This is a genomic window from Mucilaginibacter mali (assembly GCF_013283875.1).
GTDB classification, from domain to species: Bacteria; Bacteroidota; Bacteroidia; order Sphingobacteriales; family Sphingobacteriaceae; genus Mucilaginibacter; species Mucilaginibacter mali.
In genome coordinates this window covers 4,079,983-4,094,874 of record NZ_CP054139.1, presented here as the reverse complement: position 1 = coordinate 4,094,874, position 14,892 = coordinate 4,079,983, and the positions used below count along the sequence as shown (strand labels likewise).

The window sequence follows — 14,892 nt, the reverse complement described above, 5'->3', positions numbered from 1 at the left end:
ATTTCGGCATCCCATCTGATTAGTAAGCGCGTAGTTATCTTGCACGTGAGATGCCGAAACAAGTTCGGCATAACCGGATGTTAATTGCGGGCAGCAAATTCCAGCGTCACCGCATTCACCCGCGGACTTATCCTAAACACTCCATTATCCTTTAACTCAGTAAATCGCCCGTCCGACGTGCTAACCCGGTAGTCAAAACCCATAAACTGGCAGGTGATGCTATTGGCGTTGATCTTACCAAAGGGCAATTGCGCTTTGGGGGCCACGCCCAGATCTAAAAACCAGTTAGCCGCATTTTTGCCGCTTACTTTTATCACCATCTTCTGTTCGTTAAAGTCGATTGTTAAGTTTCCCGCACCATCGATTAAAGGCCATACGATATGCAACTTACCGGTAGATGGATTCGTTACCACGGGGGCACCGCCGGTTAGAGGGACTTCCTGCCCGTTCTGCATCGTTTTAAAGCGCAGGCCGGCTATATCTTTTGGGGTGCTCCAAATGTAGCCGTCAACAAATGGCAGGGTATAAAAGGTGCACACATTAGTTTCTACTTTTTTGTTGAGATACAAAGATGGGATGTGTTCGTTAAACAGATGGATATCCCTAAACTTAAGCGTGCCACCCTCCCAAAGTAAATTAGCCCGGTAAAAGCGACTGTTAAACCAAACGGTCTTGCGGTCGCTGCCGGGCATATCTTCGCTGACGGTAACCGATGTGGCCGGTGTGGTTTTGTAATGCTGTTTAAACCACATGCCCGATTCCTGCATGGTTTCCACCTGTATCTTACGCTCGTCGCGCAGTTTGGCTATCAGCGGCATTTGTATCTCAAAACCCTTAGCCATGGCATCCCAGGTGAACGAGTTTTCCTGCCCGGCTTGTGTATAAGCAAACTCCATCGGCTCGCCCGTTACAAATTGCTTAAAGAACCAATCTACCCACTCTGCACTACCGCCTGCCTTTTTATAAACAGGTTCCAGGGTGATCACGCTTTGCCAGCTGGTACCCAAACCGGCATCATACTGGCGCACCGGGTCGCTGCCCAGCATGCGGAAGATAGGAACAGGGATCTGGTTGGCGGCATTTTGCGCGGGCATATACGAGTTTACCTTGCTGGGATAATAAGCCTGGTTCCAATAACCACCCCAAAGGGTATAGCCATCGGTGCCGTATTGGTCCTTGCAATTGGCCGATGCTACGATATGGTATTTCTGATAGAGATAGTTCAGCGTATGCTCATCAATGAACCACGATGCGGCCGTTTTAGGATAATAGCCGAAGATCTTTTTAAAATCGCTCATGTATACATCGGCCAGCTTTTCCCTCTCTTCGGGCGTATACCCGGTTGAGAAGCCTACGTTGGCATACCAGTCCCAGGGGTAGCGGCCACGCCATTTCAACCCGGCTTTTTCTACCATCGGCTGCGGGATCTCCCACCAGGCACCTATCTCGTAAGTATCGCGCGGCAGGCTTTTTAACAACTTTTGATAACGCGCGTCCATCAGGGCATCGTACTGTAAAAGGAAGGTGCCTTTAAGGTGATACTTGTTCATGATCTCTACCTGCTTCACTACGGTTTGGTACAGCACATCCTGGGTAATGGCCGCTTCGCGCGGCTCCAGCAGGCGAATAAAGTTTACGATGTTGACGATCCTGGGCTTTTGCCGGGCCTTAACCGGCTGAGCATCGACCGCTGGTGCAAAGCCCAACGAACAGATAAACACTAAAGCTAAAGCACATCGTAAAATTCTCATGGCAGGTATAATTTGGTGGATGCAGATGGCAAATTAGCATAAATCTGCCGCATTTGTAAAATATAGGCTATAGCGGCAAAGCAACGCTGTTAACCTACGTGCTTTTTGGGCTAAAGCCAACCTTTTCTATCACTTGATCCGTCCCATAAATGGGACGGCAATGAAGTTTTGATGTTAACGATAAGCGTTTTTCATTGCCGTTGGCTTTAGCCAACGGTTTTGGTGAACTAAGTGCGGCTTTAGCCAAAAACTCTCTGCTTCAAAATTCTAAAAGCGATTTCCCCGCTTTGGATGCAAAGCAACGCTTTTATCCCTAAATTCGTTATAGTTTAAAACTAAACATCAAACCACATGCATCGCCGTCAATTCATCAACACCGGGTTATTATCAGCAGGCGCGCTGGCGCTTTTTAAAAACAGCAGCTTCGCCGCTTTAATGCAGCAGCAAACCTACCAGTTTAAGCCGCTGCGCAACAACATGGGCATATTTACAGAGCAGGGCGGCACCATCGCCTGGTTATCTAATAAAGACGGTATTGTTGTGGTTGATGCTGAGTTTCCGGCACCGGCAACGCACGTAATTGCCGAATTGCAAAAACAATCGGATAAACCTTTTCAATACCTCATCAATACCCATCACCACGGCGATCATACCGCCGGTAATATTTCATTTAAAGGTATCGCGAAGAATGTGGTAGCGCACGCCAACTCGCTTGCCAACCAAAAGGACGCCGCCCAAAAAGCTAATAATGATGATAAACAGCTATATCCCGATATCACCTTTACCGATAACTGGAAAGCCAAAGTTGGCGATGAAAGTATCCGCACGCACTACTGGGGCCCTGGCCATACCAACGGCGATGCCATGATCCATTTCGAGAACGCCAATATCGTCCACACCGGCGATTTGGTGTTTAACCGCCGCTACCCGGTGATAGATCCGGCGCATGGCGCATCGGTACGCAACTGGTCGGTTGTGCTGGGCAAAGCGCAAAAGCAGTTCAGCAAAGACACGCTGTTTGTGTTCGGCCATGCATTCGACCCGCAAAAGGTAACCGGCACCATGGACGATCTGAAAGCTATGCAAAACTATATGGACAGGCTGATTGACTTAGTAAGCGCCCAGATAAAAGCCGGCAAAACCAAAGAAGAAGTATTGACGATCACGGCCATCCCCGGTGTGGACGATTGGCAGGGACAGGGCATTAAAACCAGCCTTGGCGCGGCTTATGATGAATTAAAGACCCCCTAACCCCCTGAAGGGGGAATGAATGTGTAAATATGCAGATGTGCGTATGTGCAAATGATTTGATTGTTGGGATTTCACAGATTTTAGAATTGATTTCACCGATTTAAAAGCTCTGTGCCCTCTGTGTTTCTACCTCTGTGAACTCTGTGGTTAAATAATCATCAACATATTATTAATTCATCTGCACATACGCACATCTGCATATTTGCACATTCTCACCCTCGCGTCAAATTCTAATTTTTATTTAGAACAAAACCAATGTTCATCGCTTATATTTGCAGCGATACATTGATTTCTAACCTTAAAAAATAACCGTTATGGCATTTGAATTACCGGCGTTACCTTACGCTACCGACGCCCTGGAACCACACATTGATAAAATGACCATGGAAATTCACCATGGCAAACACCACCAGGCTTATGTTACCAACCTTAACAAAGCCTTGGAAGGCAAGCCAGAGGCTACCGCTAAAATTGAAGATATCGTAAAAAACATTTCTAAATACCCACCTGCTGTGCGCAACAACGGTGGTGGCCACTACAACCACTCGCTGTTTTGGACGCTGTTATCGCCAAGCGGCGGCGGCGAGCCTACAGGCGAACTGGCCGAAGCGATTAAAAGCACTTTTGGTTCGTTCGGCGAGTTGAAAACCAAATTGTCTGAAGCTGGTGCTACCCGCTTTGGTTCGGGCTGGGCATGGTTAATTGTTACTGCCGATAAAAAACTGGCCGTAACATCAACCCCTAACCAGGACAACCCATTAATGGACCTGCCTGAAGTAACCAAAGGTACCCCCATTTTAGGTATCGACGTTTGGGAACACGCTTATTACCTGAAATACCAGAACCGCCGCCCGGACTACCTGGCCGCTATCTGGAACGTAATTAACTGGAACCACGTAGCCGAGCTGTATGCTAAAGCTAAATAAGCAAGGCCGATAAAATAGGAACGGTCCCGGTTTTCGGGGCCGTTTTTTGTTTGTTAGCAAATTTGTCATTGCGAGGAGCTGCGTAGGCTGTGTGAAGTGGGGCGACGCGGCAATCTCGTCGTAAGTTAAGCACACTACGAGATTATTAATGGAGTTTAATTGTTTTTAAAGGCATTAATGAGCTCCCGTTGGTCGGTTGTCCGCGCTATCGCTCGTAATGACAATTCGTTTTTGAAAATGAACGTTCAGTGTCACTTAGGTACCGCCAGCCCCGCTATCCGCTACAAGTCCGCACTTCGCTAAGCTTCGTTTACGGGCTTTCCGCTCCTATCGGGTTTATATACAACGGCGGTGCTGGTACTAATCACTAATTAACAAATCACTAATCAACTATCCCCATGAAAGCAATAGTTCTCGAATCGAAAGAAAACCCCGTAGTATGCAAAGACATACCCAAACCCACCCTGCAAGCCGGCGAGGTACTGGTGCAAATAAAAGCCGCCGCGCTTAACCGCCGCGATTACTGGATCACCATCAACAAATACGCGGGTATTAAATACCCGACTATTCTTGGTTCGGATGGTTCGGGCATTGTGACCGAGGTGGGCAGCGATGACGACAGGCACTGGATAGGGCAGGAGGTGATTATCAACCCATCAAACAACTGGGGCGATTCGCCCGAATACCAGGGCAAGGATTTTAAAATATTAGGCCTGCCTGATGACGGCACTTTTGCCGAGTTTGTGAAAACTGAGGCGCAATACCTGCGCCCTAAACCGGCACATTTAAACTGGGAGCAGGCCGCGGCATTACCGCTGGCGGGTTTAACCGCATTCAGGGCCTTGTTTACCAAAGGCCGTGCAAGAAAGGGTGATAAAGTATTAATTGTAGGCGTGGGCAGCGGTACAGGTACCTTTGTGCTGCAATATGCCGTTGCGGCCGGTTGCCAGGTGTTTGTAACATCGGGCACGGGCGAAAAAATAGAACAGGCACGTGCCTTAGGCGCGGCAGCAGGCGTAAACTATAAGGCGCAGGACTGGGCAGCTCAGCTAAAACAACTGGCCGGTGGGTTTGATGTGGTGATAGATAGTGTGCTGGGCGAAGGTTTTGGTCCCATCCTGGATTTATGCAACCCAGGCGCGCGCATAGTTACCTTTGGCGCTACCATGGGCGATACGCCGCCGGTAAACGGTCGCAAGATCTACTGGAAGCAGCTGCAACTGATAGGTACCACCATGGGTACACAAGAAGATTTTAACGCCATGACTGATTTTGTAGCAGCGCATGAAATAGTACCTGTGATAGATGAAGTATTCCCGCTGGCTGATGCCAAAAAGGCCATTGATAAGATGGGCAACTCATCGCAATTTGGTAAAATAGTTTTGCGGGCCTGATTAGCATGCTTCAGTTAAGGGTCGAAGCCATCAGGTGGGAGGCTGCGGATATAGCAACTTATTTTTTGAGTGAACTGTCGGGCCGTAAGGTAAATTACCGGGCCGGGCAGTTCATTACTTTGGTGTTCGATCATCATGAGAAAGAACTGCGCCGATCGTACTCCATCAGTTCATCACCTGATGAAGACCTGTTAGCTATTACCGTTAAACGCGTCGCTAATGGCGAACTGTCCCGGTTTCTGCTTGGGCACGCCAAAGTTGGCGATGTATGGCATGCTGCCGAACCTGCGGGACGGTTTACATTAGGCGACTATCCGGGAGAAAGAGATATCTTCTTTTTCGCTGCCGGCAGTGGCGTTACACCCATCCTGTCGCAACTGAAGTATTTGCTTAACCGTGATGGGGCAAGCAAGTTGCACCTTATCTACAGCAACCGTAATAACAGATCCATTCTGTTTAAAACGGAGTTGGATGCCTTGATGCAGCAACATCCCGAAAGGTTAAATATCATATACCTGCTAAGTGATGACGGCCGCCGATTAAACAATGTGATAGCCGAGCGCCTGGTAAATGAAAACTTGCGCTTCGGTGTGCAGCGGGCGCTATTCTATCTCTGCGGCCCGTTTGATTATATGCGGATGGTGCGCCTGACCCTAAAATTTATGGGTATACCCGACGCGCATATTCGTAAGGAGAATTTTGTGCTGGATACGGTTGCCGTGGTAACCCCAAAAGCCACATTCGCTCCGCATAAGGTGCGTATTGAACTGGGCGATGAAACTTACGATATCATTACCGGCGAAAATCAGTCCATCCTGCAGGCGGCGTTGCAAAATAATATTCCACTGCCCTACAGCTGTCGTGCGGGTATCTGTTCATCCTGCGCGGTGAAGTGTAAAAGCGGTGAGGTGCGCATGACTGCTAATGAAGTACTAACGGATGCCGACCTGGCCGATGGCTGGGTGCTGACTTGTACAGGGTATGCAATGGGGGATGATGTGGTGGTTACCTCTCCTAATCCGATAGCTATCGGATCCTCTCCGAAGAGTAATAGCCCATGATTAGGCAAAGCCGGATAAATAGGCATTTTACAGATCACCCCGATGGGGTTCTGCCTTACTTACTGTCTTTTTCTACCAACATATCGCTCCAGCCGAATAAAGCCCCCTCTAAATCTCCCCCCGGTAGGGGAGACTTAGGCTGCACAAGCGTAAAATTATTAAAGTCGTCCCCTTTGGGGAGGATTATTTCATGAGGGCTTCGCCGTTTAGGTGGGGCTTAAAAGCTTAACTTAATGACATTGCCCGTAGGGGATGGCCTGTTGGTAGAAATAGGTTAAGTTTAAAATTTGGCTCCGCAAGAGCGGCCTGTTTATCTGCCTAATGATGGGCTATTACCCCCCCCCCGAAGGAGAGGACTTAAAAATGTTTCTTCCGCCCTTCGGGTCTGTCTACCGCCCCATCTTTTAAATTCCAAACCCATATGTATCGGGAAAGGCTTATCTATTATATTCAGGCGAAAAGAAATAATGAACAAAAATCCTTGTTTTTTGAACAAAAAATGAACACGCAACTTGTTGATTTATAATTTAATATATGCGTTTGTTCAGAATTTCACTTTCTCACCACTTTTTTAAAATCGCCTGTTTTTTGAGGGCACTGTCAAACTTGTGCCACCATTTGTAGTGTTTATTATCAGTATTTTCCCTTCGGATTATTTATATTTTATCCAAACCAATTTGTCGTCCACACGATAGCCGGGAGAAGGGGGTGTTTACTTCACCACTTCAATCGCCTTAACCAGCGCCGGGTCATCAGCATTAACCACCCGGTAGTAAGCCGTATCGCCCCATTCAAAGCGGGCCATATAAGCTTTCAATAATTTCTTGATGTTGTTTTTCGACCGTTTGATCTCCGGCGAATCCATCTGCTTAAGCGTACCCGAGGCATACTGGATAAAAGTATCAAACACCGCGTCGCTAACATTGTAGCGGGCTACAAAATCATCATCGTTGCGGTAGTTCTTAAATTGGGGGTATAGCTTATCGATAATAAAAGCGGTAAACAACTGGCGCTGGTTCAGCTCCTGTATCAGCACAGTATTGGTGTTGGTATCGGCCGGGATAAAAATATCGGGCATAATGCCACCACCACTATACACCTTTTTGCCTTTTGATGTATGGTAGTTTGATTTCCGGAGAAACGAACTATCCTTTAACGTATTTGCTGCCGAATATAATTCACCCTTTTGCATGCGCTCGGCTATTTCGTTATGGTAGCTTTCAATGCCGTTCTTGTACGATTTCTGGATCGATCTTCCCGACGGCGTATAATACCTCGCAACGGTAAGGTTAATGGCCGATCCATCGCCAAATGGAAACTGTTCCTGCACCAGGCCTTTACCAAACGAGCGACGCCCGATCAGTGTTGCCCGGTCCAGGTCCTGTAAACAACCCGCTAATATCTCGCTGGCCGAAGCTGAATACTCGTCTATCAGTACCGCCAAATTCCCCTGCTGAAACATGCCCGAATCGGTAGCGAAATAATCGGTGCGTGGTTCGTGAACACCCTGGGTGTAAACAATCAGTTTGCCTTTGGTTAAAAACTCGTCGGCCAGTGAAGTGGCCGCGCTCAGGTAGCCGCCGCCATTACTGCGCAGGTCAACCACCAATTTTTTTACACCCTGTACCTGTAACTTGCGCAGGGCCGCGCGGAAGTCGGCATCGCTGGTGGCGGCAAACTTGCTAAGCTTTATGTAGCCGATATCGCCGGACGCCATATAGGCCGCGTCGAGGCTACTCAAATCTACATGGCCGCGGGTAACCGTATAATTTTGTGGTTTAGCTTTATTATCGATAGTAGTAAGCCCCAGGATAATGCTGGTTCCTTTTTCGCCGCGCAGGGTGGTGTTTACTTTGTCGGCAGTTAAACCTGTGCCCGAGAATGGTTTGTTGTTAACAGTTATCAGCCGCTGCCCCGTTTTTATACCTGCCTTTTCGGCCGGGCCGCCCGGTTGCACCTGGGTAACATATAAGGTATCGCGCAGCAACTGGTACTCTATGCCGATGCCGTTAAACTCGCCCTCCAGCCGCTCGTTAATGGATTGCGCCTGCTGTGGGGGCAGGTAAAGCGAGTGCGGATCCAGGTTTTGGAGCATATTGTTAATAGTTTCGCCCTCAAAGCGCACCATATTTACGGTATCAACGTATTTAGCTTTAACCAGGTGCAACATTTGTTCAACTTTATCGTCTTTTGCAAATGGATTTGAGATGCGCCTGCCCGGAAAATTATCGTTGCTGATATACAGGCCGATGGTAACACCGGTTAATATTAATACAATGGATCTGAAGATGATCGCTGCCGCTCTTTTCATTATTAAGCAACAAAGTTAAGCATTGCTGTTAACAGCATATAATTTTTTAATATTTGTATGGTATATGTTATATACTAAATTTTACTGATTTTTGTTTATCTGTTTATAGCGCCTAATGAGATTAGTTACCGAAAAGGAATCGAAATATCATAACCTGGAGCAAATGCCGGTATCGGAATTGCTGCAGCATATTAATGATGAAGATAAAACCGTAGCCTACGCCGTAGAGAAAGCCATGCCCAAAATTGAAGAGTTGGTAAACGTAGTTGCCGACCGGATGAAGAACGGCGGCCGTTTGTTTTACATTGGCGCGGGTACCAGCGGCAGGCTGGGCGTGGTGGACGCTTCGGAATGCCCGCCGACTTACGGGGTGCCTTTTGATTGGGTGATCGGCATTATAGCCGGTGGCGATGGTGCCATACGCCGCGCCGTTGAATTTGCCGAAGACGATCCGGAACAGGCCTGGATAGATATGCAGGAATACGATATTAACAGCAAGGATGTTGTTGTTGGTATCGCCGCGTCGGGCACCACGCCTTACGTTATTGGCGGCCTGCGCAAAGCTAACGAAATGGGCCTGGCTACCGGCTGCATTGTTTGTAATAGCGGTGGCCCTGTAGCTGCCGAGGCGCAATACCCGGTAGAAGTGGTAACCGGCCCCGAATTTGTAACCGGCAGCACCCGCATGAAGGCTGGCACAGCGCAAAAGCTGGTGCTGAATATGCTAAGCACCGCCGTAATGATAAAGCTTGGCCGTGTAAAAGGCAACAAAATGGTGGATATGCAGCTAACCAACCACAAACTGGTTGACCGCGGCACCCGCATGGTAATGGACGAAACCGGCCTTGACGAGGATACAGCGGCCGACCTGCTGAAAGCTTATGGCAGCGTGCGCAAAGCGGTTGAACAACATACACGGGGAAAACAAGCGAGATAGATTAATGTGCAAATGTGCGTATGTGCAGATGAAAAAATAAAAGTGCAGATGCTTGGATATGCATATGTGCAAATGAAGAAGTGAATGTGCAGATATGCAAATGTGCGTATGTGCAGATGAGATAATTAAAGTTTAAACTAACGAGGAGGGTGTAAAATATGGTGCCGATGCAAAGTAATTTGCACATACGCACATCTGCATATTTGCACATTTGAAAAATGCACGAGATTGAACCATATTACAGGTGGAGAGATGATTACGTGGCCGCGGAGGATATGCAATCGCCATTTTACGCTACCGAATACAACGAATTTGAATTTGATAAACAGGTTTATAACTACCTGATCCACCCGCAGTGGGACTCGTTCGGGTCTAACACACTGTACCTCAAAATATTATTTAACGATTACGAGCGCGGCTACAGCATTATTGAGTTAATTGGCGAATGGAACGATGCCATTAACAACGATATTATGCTGATGAAGCGCGAGCTTTTCGACCTGATGATAGACCAGGGTATCGATAAGTTTATCCTGATTGGCGAGAACGTACTGAATTACCACGCATCCGACGATTGCTATTACGAGGAATGGTTCCAGGAAGTGGAAGATGGGTGGATAGCGGGTGTTAACTTCCAGGAGCATGTGATCAACGAATTCAGGAATAACAACATCGATTACTACATTAACTTTGGAGGCGAGTTGAACGAGCTGGCCTGGCGCAGCCTGAAACCCTTGCAGGTATTTAAAAAAGTTGAAGAAACGATGACCAAACGCCTTAACTAAATCTTCACAAAAATTGTGTATCTTTATATTGTAAATCTTAAAAAACTGAATAATTAGAAATGGAATTAAAGGATAATAACTACACTTACCAGAGTGTGATACAAATGGATGACGAGAAAACGTTATCCCGTAAATTTTTGGCAAACGTATTTTTATGGATGTTTGCCGCGTTGGCTATCTCATCGTTCTTCGCATGGGAATTTGCAAATAATGTTGACCTGCAGGCTTATATCATCGACCCGGTTACGCATGGCTTAACCGGCTTAGGTTTACTGGCCCTGTTCTCGCCACTAGCATTTGTATTGTTGATGAGGTTTGGCCTTAATCGCATATCGTACCCGGTATTGGCTATCATATTTATTGTTTACGCAAGCGTAATGGGTATCGGCTTGTCAGGCTTATTATGGGCTTATACCTTAAATTCGGTATTAAGCGTATTTGTGGCTGCTACCGTACTATTCGGCGTGATGGCTGTTGCGGGTTATACCACCAGTACAGATTTGACCAACTTTGGGTCATTATTATTGTTGGGTATCATCGGCCTGATCATCGCATCGCTAATCAATATGCTGCTGCTACACAGCGCCCAGTTTGATTATGTGTTAAGCTTCTTTGGTGTGGCTATCTTCACGGGCTTAACCGCTTACGATGTGCAAAAGCTAAAAAACATTGGCGCAGGCATTGAACAAGGCGACGCTACAGGCAAAAAACTGGCCCTGATGGGTGCATTGTCTTTATATCTTGACTTTGTGAACCTGTTCTTATACCTGCTGCGCATATTTGGTCGCAGGAGATAATCATTAGGAATGATATAAAAATTGAAAAGCTATCCATTATATTGGATGGCTTTTTTTTGCAATTTTGTTTCCTGTAACCAGTCATACCGAACTTGTTTCGGCACCCCACATGCAAAGTGACGTATGCTGTTTTCAAACTAATCAGATGGGATGCCGAAACAAGTTCGGCATGACGGGTTACTAATCTCTAAGCACTAATTAACGAATCACTAACAAATGTCCTCCCACCACATCGTACGCGAAAAGCAGGAACCAGCCTTACTGATAGCCGGATTGGATAACTTCCCGGATGAACTATTAGGCCAGTTGCTGGAATGGAGCCCAACGGTTGTAGTTACGGCTGACGTAGCCGAAAAGGTGCAATCGCAAGGCATCAAGATAGATTGGCTGGTGGCCGATGAAATGCCCGACCTGCAGCAATCGGATATTAAGCAATTTCCGTTAGCGGGTAATCACCCGCTTGTAGCCGCTCTTGACCAATTAATAGCACAGGGATATCCGGCAATTAATCTTGTTAGCGATGAATTGGATATTGAAGTGCTTGCGCCATATTTTTCGCAAACGGACCTTGTTGTTTTTTATGACGATAAAAAGATAGTGGCCCTGCACAATGGCTTCAGCAAATGGCAACCTGCCGGTAACCGTATAGAAATTTTGACACAATCGCACAATTTAGTGTACACCAATTTGGTACAAGTGGCGGATGATCTGTACGAAGTTGTGCAGGATGGCTTTTATAGGTTACAGTTCAGCGATGCTTATTTGCTGGTAGCAGAGGCTTTGTAGATGGATAGGGTATAAATAAAAAGCCCCCCAGACTTGCTCCGGGGGACTTTCAACCTAAACCTTATCACAATTAAACCGGCAAGATTGCCAGTTCATGTATATTATAGCAAGTGCTGTGCCAAAATTGGGTTTTGCCAATATTTTATGCGGCCAATTCACTCCTTTTAGTTGTATCGCGTTTGCGCAGGTAGCTGTCTAATAAAAACATCCCCAGCACCAGGTCAAAAAACAGGAAGCCCTGCATCCACTTGCTGGTGAAAACATTGTTAACCTGTGGTAGCTTTAATTTATCCTGTAGTTGAACGCTGCTGCTGCCGCTGCTCCAGTTAATATCGCGTAAAGCAAAAATTAAAAGCACCGTAATGGTTAATACAAAAAACGCGGCAATAGCATATATAATGCGCTTGTTGATGGCGGCTTTTAGCGGCACACTGGCCTCCTGGGTGCGTATTTGCTCCATTACGTTATAGGTGAACGCCATTGGCGGTTCGTCCAGTTCCAGGCTGCCAAACCCGGTGTGCAGTTGCAATAATTCCTCGTACTGTTGCCTGTATTCCGCATCGTGCTCAATTAACGCGCTTATCTGCTCGCGTTCGGCGGCGGTGCAGGTGCCATCAATATAGGCCCACAGTTTTTCTTCTATGCTGTTCATATCAATTCGTTAACCTCGTGTTTTAACAGGCGTTCCAGCTTTTCTTTTAAACGCTGCCGCGCCCTGAATAGTTTAACCTTTACGGTATTAGCCTCCATATTTAAGGCTTCGCCAATTTCCTCAAGTGATTGCTCGCCATTATAAAACAATGTAATAATGGCAGCATCATCGGGCAATAGCTGACTAATTGCCATATTTAAATAGTACGACCGCGATCTGTTCTCGGCCAGGTTCACGTCCATACCGCCGTGTGTATCGGCAATCTGGATAAAGTTTTCCTCGTCATCTATCGAATCGGTCGCCACCCGTTTTTTGCGCAGGTGGGTCATAGCCGTTGTATAAACAATGCTATACAGCCAGGTGCTAAACTTACTTTGCTGCTGAAATGATGCCAGCGAGCGGTAAGCCTTTATAAAGCAATCCTGCGCCACCTCTTCGGCATCCTCGCGGCTTTTGGTAAAGCGCATAGCCAGTGTAAACACAAACCGTTGATGACGCTTCACCAGGTCGGCATACGCCGATTGGTTACCCGCCATGGTTTGCTGTATCAATTCGATATCGGAAAGCTTGCTTTGCATTACTGGTACCTATGACTACGCGCTTTTAACGGAGGTTACACTAAAGTACAGATTTTTTAATGTCTGAATCAGAATTTACAGGATTTAAGGATTTTCAAAATTCTGTTAATTCTAAAATCCTGTAAATTCTGATTCAGACCAACCCGCGTTAGGGATTGCAGCGGATACCGGCCAGGTGGTTAAGGCCCGTGCAGTATGAGTGGAAAGCCCGGCCGCAGGCAACGCCCTTATAGTTATGGTCATTTCGCTGCGCTGTTATTGGTTATTAATGTTATTAATAATACTAAAATGCCATGCCTTATACTTTTAAAATATAAGCAGAAAAAATATTGCAATTTTTTTCATCAAGGGTGTAACCTGTTTAAAAAACCTGTGGTCATAGCTTACATAACACAAACAACGGAACAAAAATTTAATCACTTTAAAAAAATAAGAAAATGGAACACGGAGAATTACTGATCCCGATTTTAGTACCACTGGGATTATTCGCAATGATTTTTGGTATCATCTACCTAAGCAATAAAGAAAAAATGGCCATGATTGAGCGCGGTATGGATCCGCGGGCTTACCGGGCGCAACCCGCCCCCTACAAAAACCTGAAGTGGGGCTTGCTGCTAATAGGTGCCGGTTTAGGATTGTTCCTGGCTTTTCTGCTCGATCGTACCCTGTTTCATGTGGGCGAAGATAACCCGGCTATCTATTTCGCGTTGATTGCCATATTTGGCGGTGGCGGCCTGGTATTATCATACCGTATAGAAAAAAAGGAAATACTGGACAAGGAGTAGTGCAGTAGAATTAAATCAAAACAAATGGGTAAGCCGTGCGAATAGTTCGCGCGGCTTTTTTTTTGTTTAGCAGAAAAAAATTAAACTAATTTATTAATTATTAAATATTTATTACTTTTATACTGAAGAACGTTTTAAATCCTAACTATTATGAAACACCAGGTATTAGTGGCCGCAATGCTGGCCGTGTGCGTATCAGCTTCCGCACAAACCCAGGAAAAAAAGGTAGCCTTAACCAAACACGCAGAATTGAACTACACCGTGGCTAACGATGGCAAAACCAAAGAAGGCCTGTATTCGGTAAAAAACACAGATAATAATGGCGTATTGGTGCGCGGCTCTTATAAAGACGGTAACCGCGCCGGTACCTGGTACTTTTTTGATAGCAAAGAGCAGCTGACCATGCGTTACAATTACGACCAAAAGAAGGTGTTGTATCTTGATGCAAAAGCTTTGGATAATGTGAAGGTAAACGTTTTAAGCGATGATGCCACTATTGTCAAAGATGCATCGGTGCCACTGCCTTTATGCCCGGTTGATTTTTATGTAACCTTAATAGGTAAAGAAATAGCTACTAATTACAACGACCCTACCAACGAAGGTGTTACGGCAGAAATTACCGCACATATTGATGAAAAAGGCAAAGCGGTTTATACTTTGGCTTATGTATATGGTAAAAATAAAAAAAGTACACCCAAGGTTATTGGGTTAAACGCGGCTTTCCCGGTTGAATGGGTACCAAGTACTTATAAGGACAAAACTATCCCATCTGAATTTACAGTGTATGCCAAAATAGAATCGGCAAACAGCAGCGACGACAATTACAGGCGTTTTAATTGGGCCAACGAATAGCGCCGGTTGTTAGCAGATAAACAAAA

Annotated in this window: 14 protein-coding genes; 10 read left to right on the top strand and 4 right to left on the bottom strand. The window is 46.2% G+C overall.

The annotated features are described in order from the left end of the window. Positions 1-80: 80 nt before the first annotated feature. On the bottom strand, positions 81-1,751 hold the full coding sequence (locus HQ865_RS17115) for a hypothetical protein (RefSeq protein WP_173416071.1): 1,671 nt from the start codon (positions 1,749-1,751) through the stop codon (positions 81-83). 351 nt (positions 1,752-2,102) lie between these two features. Here HQ865_RS17115 and HQ865_RS17110 point away from each other — a divergent pair, with 351 nt between their 5' ends. The 4 genes from HQ865_RS17110 (at position 2,103) to HQ865_RS17095 (ending at position 6,383) form a co-directional block, all read left to right on the top strand. Beyond that, positions 2,103-3,002 (top strand): MBL fold metallo-hydrolase, encoded by a 900-nt coding sequence (locus HQ865_RS17110; RefSeq protein WP_173416070.1) that lies wholly within the window; start codon positions 2,103-2,105, stop codon positions 3,000-3,002. 314 nt (positions 3,003-3,316) lie between these two features. Beyond that, entirely contained in the window at positions 3,317-3,928 is a 612-nt protein-coding gene (locus HQ865_RS17105) for a superoxide dismutase (protein WP_173416069.1), read from the top strand. 398 nt (positions 3,929-4,326) lie between these two features. Next, positions 4,327-5,322: a zinc-binding dehydrogenase gene (locus HQ865_RS17100; protein WP_173416068.1), complete on the top strand. Its 996-nt coding sequence runs from the start codon at positions 4,327-4,329 to the stop codon at positions 5,320-5,322. 5 nt (positions 5,323-5,327) lie between these two features. Next, positions 5,328-6,383, top strand: coding sequence for a ferredoxin--NADP reductase (locus HQ865_RS17095; protein WP_173416067.1), 1,056 nt, complete (start codon positions 5,328-5,330; stop codon positions 6,381-6,383). 712 nt (positions 6,384-7,095) lie between these two features. Here the strand turns inward: HQ865_RS17095 and HQ865_RS17090 are convergent. Next, positions 7,096-8,694 (bottom strand): S41 family peptidase, encoded by a 1,599-nt coding sequence (locus HQ865_RS17090; protein ID WP_173416066.1) that lies wholly within the window; start codon positions 8,692-8,694, stop codon positions 7,096-7,098. Between the two features lie 115 nt (positions 8,695-8,809). Between HQ865_RS17090 and murQ the strand changes: the two genes are divergently transcribed. The 4 genes from murQ (at position 8,810) to HQ865_RS17070 (ending at position 11,999) form a co-directional block, all read left to right on the top strand. Further along, on the top strand, positions 8,810-9,631 hold the full coding sequence (gene murQ / locus HQ865_RS17085; RefSeq protein ID WP_173416065.1) for an N-acetylmuramic acid 6-phosphate etherase: 822 nt from the start codon (positions 8,810-8,812) through the stop codon (positions 9,629-9,631). A 218-nt stretch (positions 9,632-9,849) separates the two neighbouring features. Then, the gene (locus HQ865_RS17080) at positions 9,850-10,416 is read left to right on the top strand and encodes a hypothetical protein (protein ID WP_173416064.1); all 567 of its coding nucleotides are present in this window, start codon (positions 9,850-9,852) and stop codon (positions 10,414-10,416) included. A gap of 59 nt (positions 10,417-10,475) precedes the next feature. Further along, the gene (locus tag HQ865_RS17075) at positions 10,476-11,213 is read left to right on the top strand and encodes a Bax inhibitor-1/YccA family protein (protein ID WP_173416063.1); all 738 of its coding nucleotides are present in this window, start codon (positions 10,476-10,478) and stop codon (positions 11,211-11,213) included. 216 nt (positions 11,214-11,429) lie between these two features. After that, on the top strand, positions 11,430-11,999 hold the full coding sequence (locus tag HQ865_RS17070; protein WP_173416062.1) for a thiamine pyrophosphokinase: 570 nt from the start codon (positions 11,430-11,432) through the stop codon (positions 11,997-11,999). A 142-nt stretch (positions 12,000-12,141) separates the two neighbouring features. Here the strand turns inward: HQ865_RS17070 and HQ865_RS17065 are convergent, their stop codons facing one another. Further along, complete coding sequence (locus tag HQ865_RS17065; RefSeq protein ID WP_173416061.1) at positions 12,142-12,651, bottom strand: anti-sigma factor family protein; 510 nt, start codon at positions 12,649-12,651, stop codon at positions 12,142-12,144. Continuing rightward, complete coding sequence (locus HQ865_RS17060; RefSeq protein ID WP_173416060.1) at positions 12,648-13,229, bottom strand: RNA polymerase sigma factor; 582 nt, start codon at positions 13,227-13,229, stop codon at positions 12,648-12,650. Before HQ865_RS17060 ends, HQ865_RS17065 begins: the two co-directional genes overlap by 4 nt. A 437-nt stretch (positions 13,230-13,666) precedes the next feature. Between HQ865_RS17060 and HQ865_RS17055 the strand changes: the two genes are divergently transcribed. Both HQ865_RS17055 and HQ865_RS17050 read left to right on the top strand, forming a co-directional pair. Next, a complete protein-coding gene (locus tag HQ865_RS17055; RefSeq protein ID WP_173416059.1) occupies positions 13,667-14,014 on the top strand; it encodes a DUF6249 domain-containing protein in 348 nt (115 codons plus the stop codon). Between the two features lie 150 nt (positions 14,015-14,164). Next, positions 14,165-14,866, top strand: coding sequence for a hypothetical protein (locus tag HQ865_RS17050; RefSeq protein WP_173416058.1), 702 nt, complete (start codon positions 14,165-14,167; stop codon positions 14,864-14,866). Positions 14,867-14,892: the final 26 nt, after the last annotated feature.

Coding starts and splice junctions, on each gene's coding strand:
- HQ865_RS17115 (WP_173416071.1), bottom strand. CDS start 1,751: ATGAGAATTTTACGATGTGCTTTAGCTTTAGTGTTTATCTGTTCGTTG.
- HQ865_RS17060 (WP_173416060.1), bottom strand. CDS start 13,229: ATGCAAAGCAAGCTTTCCGATATCGAATTGATACAGCAAACCATGGCG.
- HQ865_RS17090 (WP_173416066.1), bottom strand. CDS start 8,694: ATGAAAAGAGCGGCAGCGATCATCTTCAGATCCATTGTATTAATATTA.
- HQ865_RS17110 (WP_173416070.1), top strand. CDS start 2,103: ATGCATCGCCGTCAATTCATCAACACCGGGTTATTATCAGCAGGCGCG.
- HQ865_RS17075 (WP_173416063.1), top strand. CDS start 10,476: ATGGAATTAAAGGATAATAACTACACTTACCAGAGTGTGATACAAATG.
- HQ865_RS17105 (WP_173416069.1), top strand. CDS start 3,317: ATGGCATTTGAATTACCGGCGTTACCTTACGCTACCGACGCCCTGGAA.
- HQ865_RS17080 (WP_173416064.1), top strand. CDS start 9,850: ATGCACGAGATTGAACCATATTACAGGTGGAGAGATGATTACGTGGCC.
- murQ (WP_173416065.1), top strand. CDS start 8,810: ATGAGATTAGTTACCGAAAAGGAATCGAAATATCATAACCTGGAGCAA.
- HQ865_RS17065 (WP_173416061.1), bottom strand. CDS start 12,651: ATGAACAGCATAGAAGAAAAACTGTGGGCCTATATTGATGGCACCTGC.
- HQ865_RS17070 (WP_173416062.1), top strand. CDS start 11,430: ATGTCCTCCCACCACATCGTACGCGAAAAGCAGGAACCAGCCTTACTG.
- HQ865_RS17055 (WP_173416059.1), top strand. CDS start 13,667: ATGGAACACGGAGAATTACTGATCCCGATTTTAGTACCACTGGGATTA.
- HQ865_RS17050 (WP_173416058.1), top strand. CDS start 14,165: ATGAAACACCAGGTATTAGTGGCCGCAATGCTGGCCGTGTGCGTATCA.
- HQ865_RS17100 (WP_173416068.1), top strand. CDS start 4,327: ATGAAAGCAATAGTTCTCGAATCGAAAGAAAACCCCGTAGTATGCAAA.
- HQ865_RS17095 (WP_173416067.1), top strand. CDS start 5,328: ATGCTTCAGTTAAGGGTCGAAGCCATCAGGTGGGAGGCTGCGGATATA.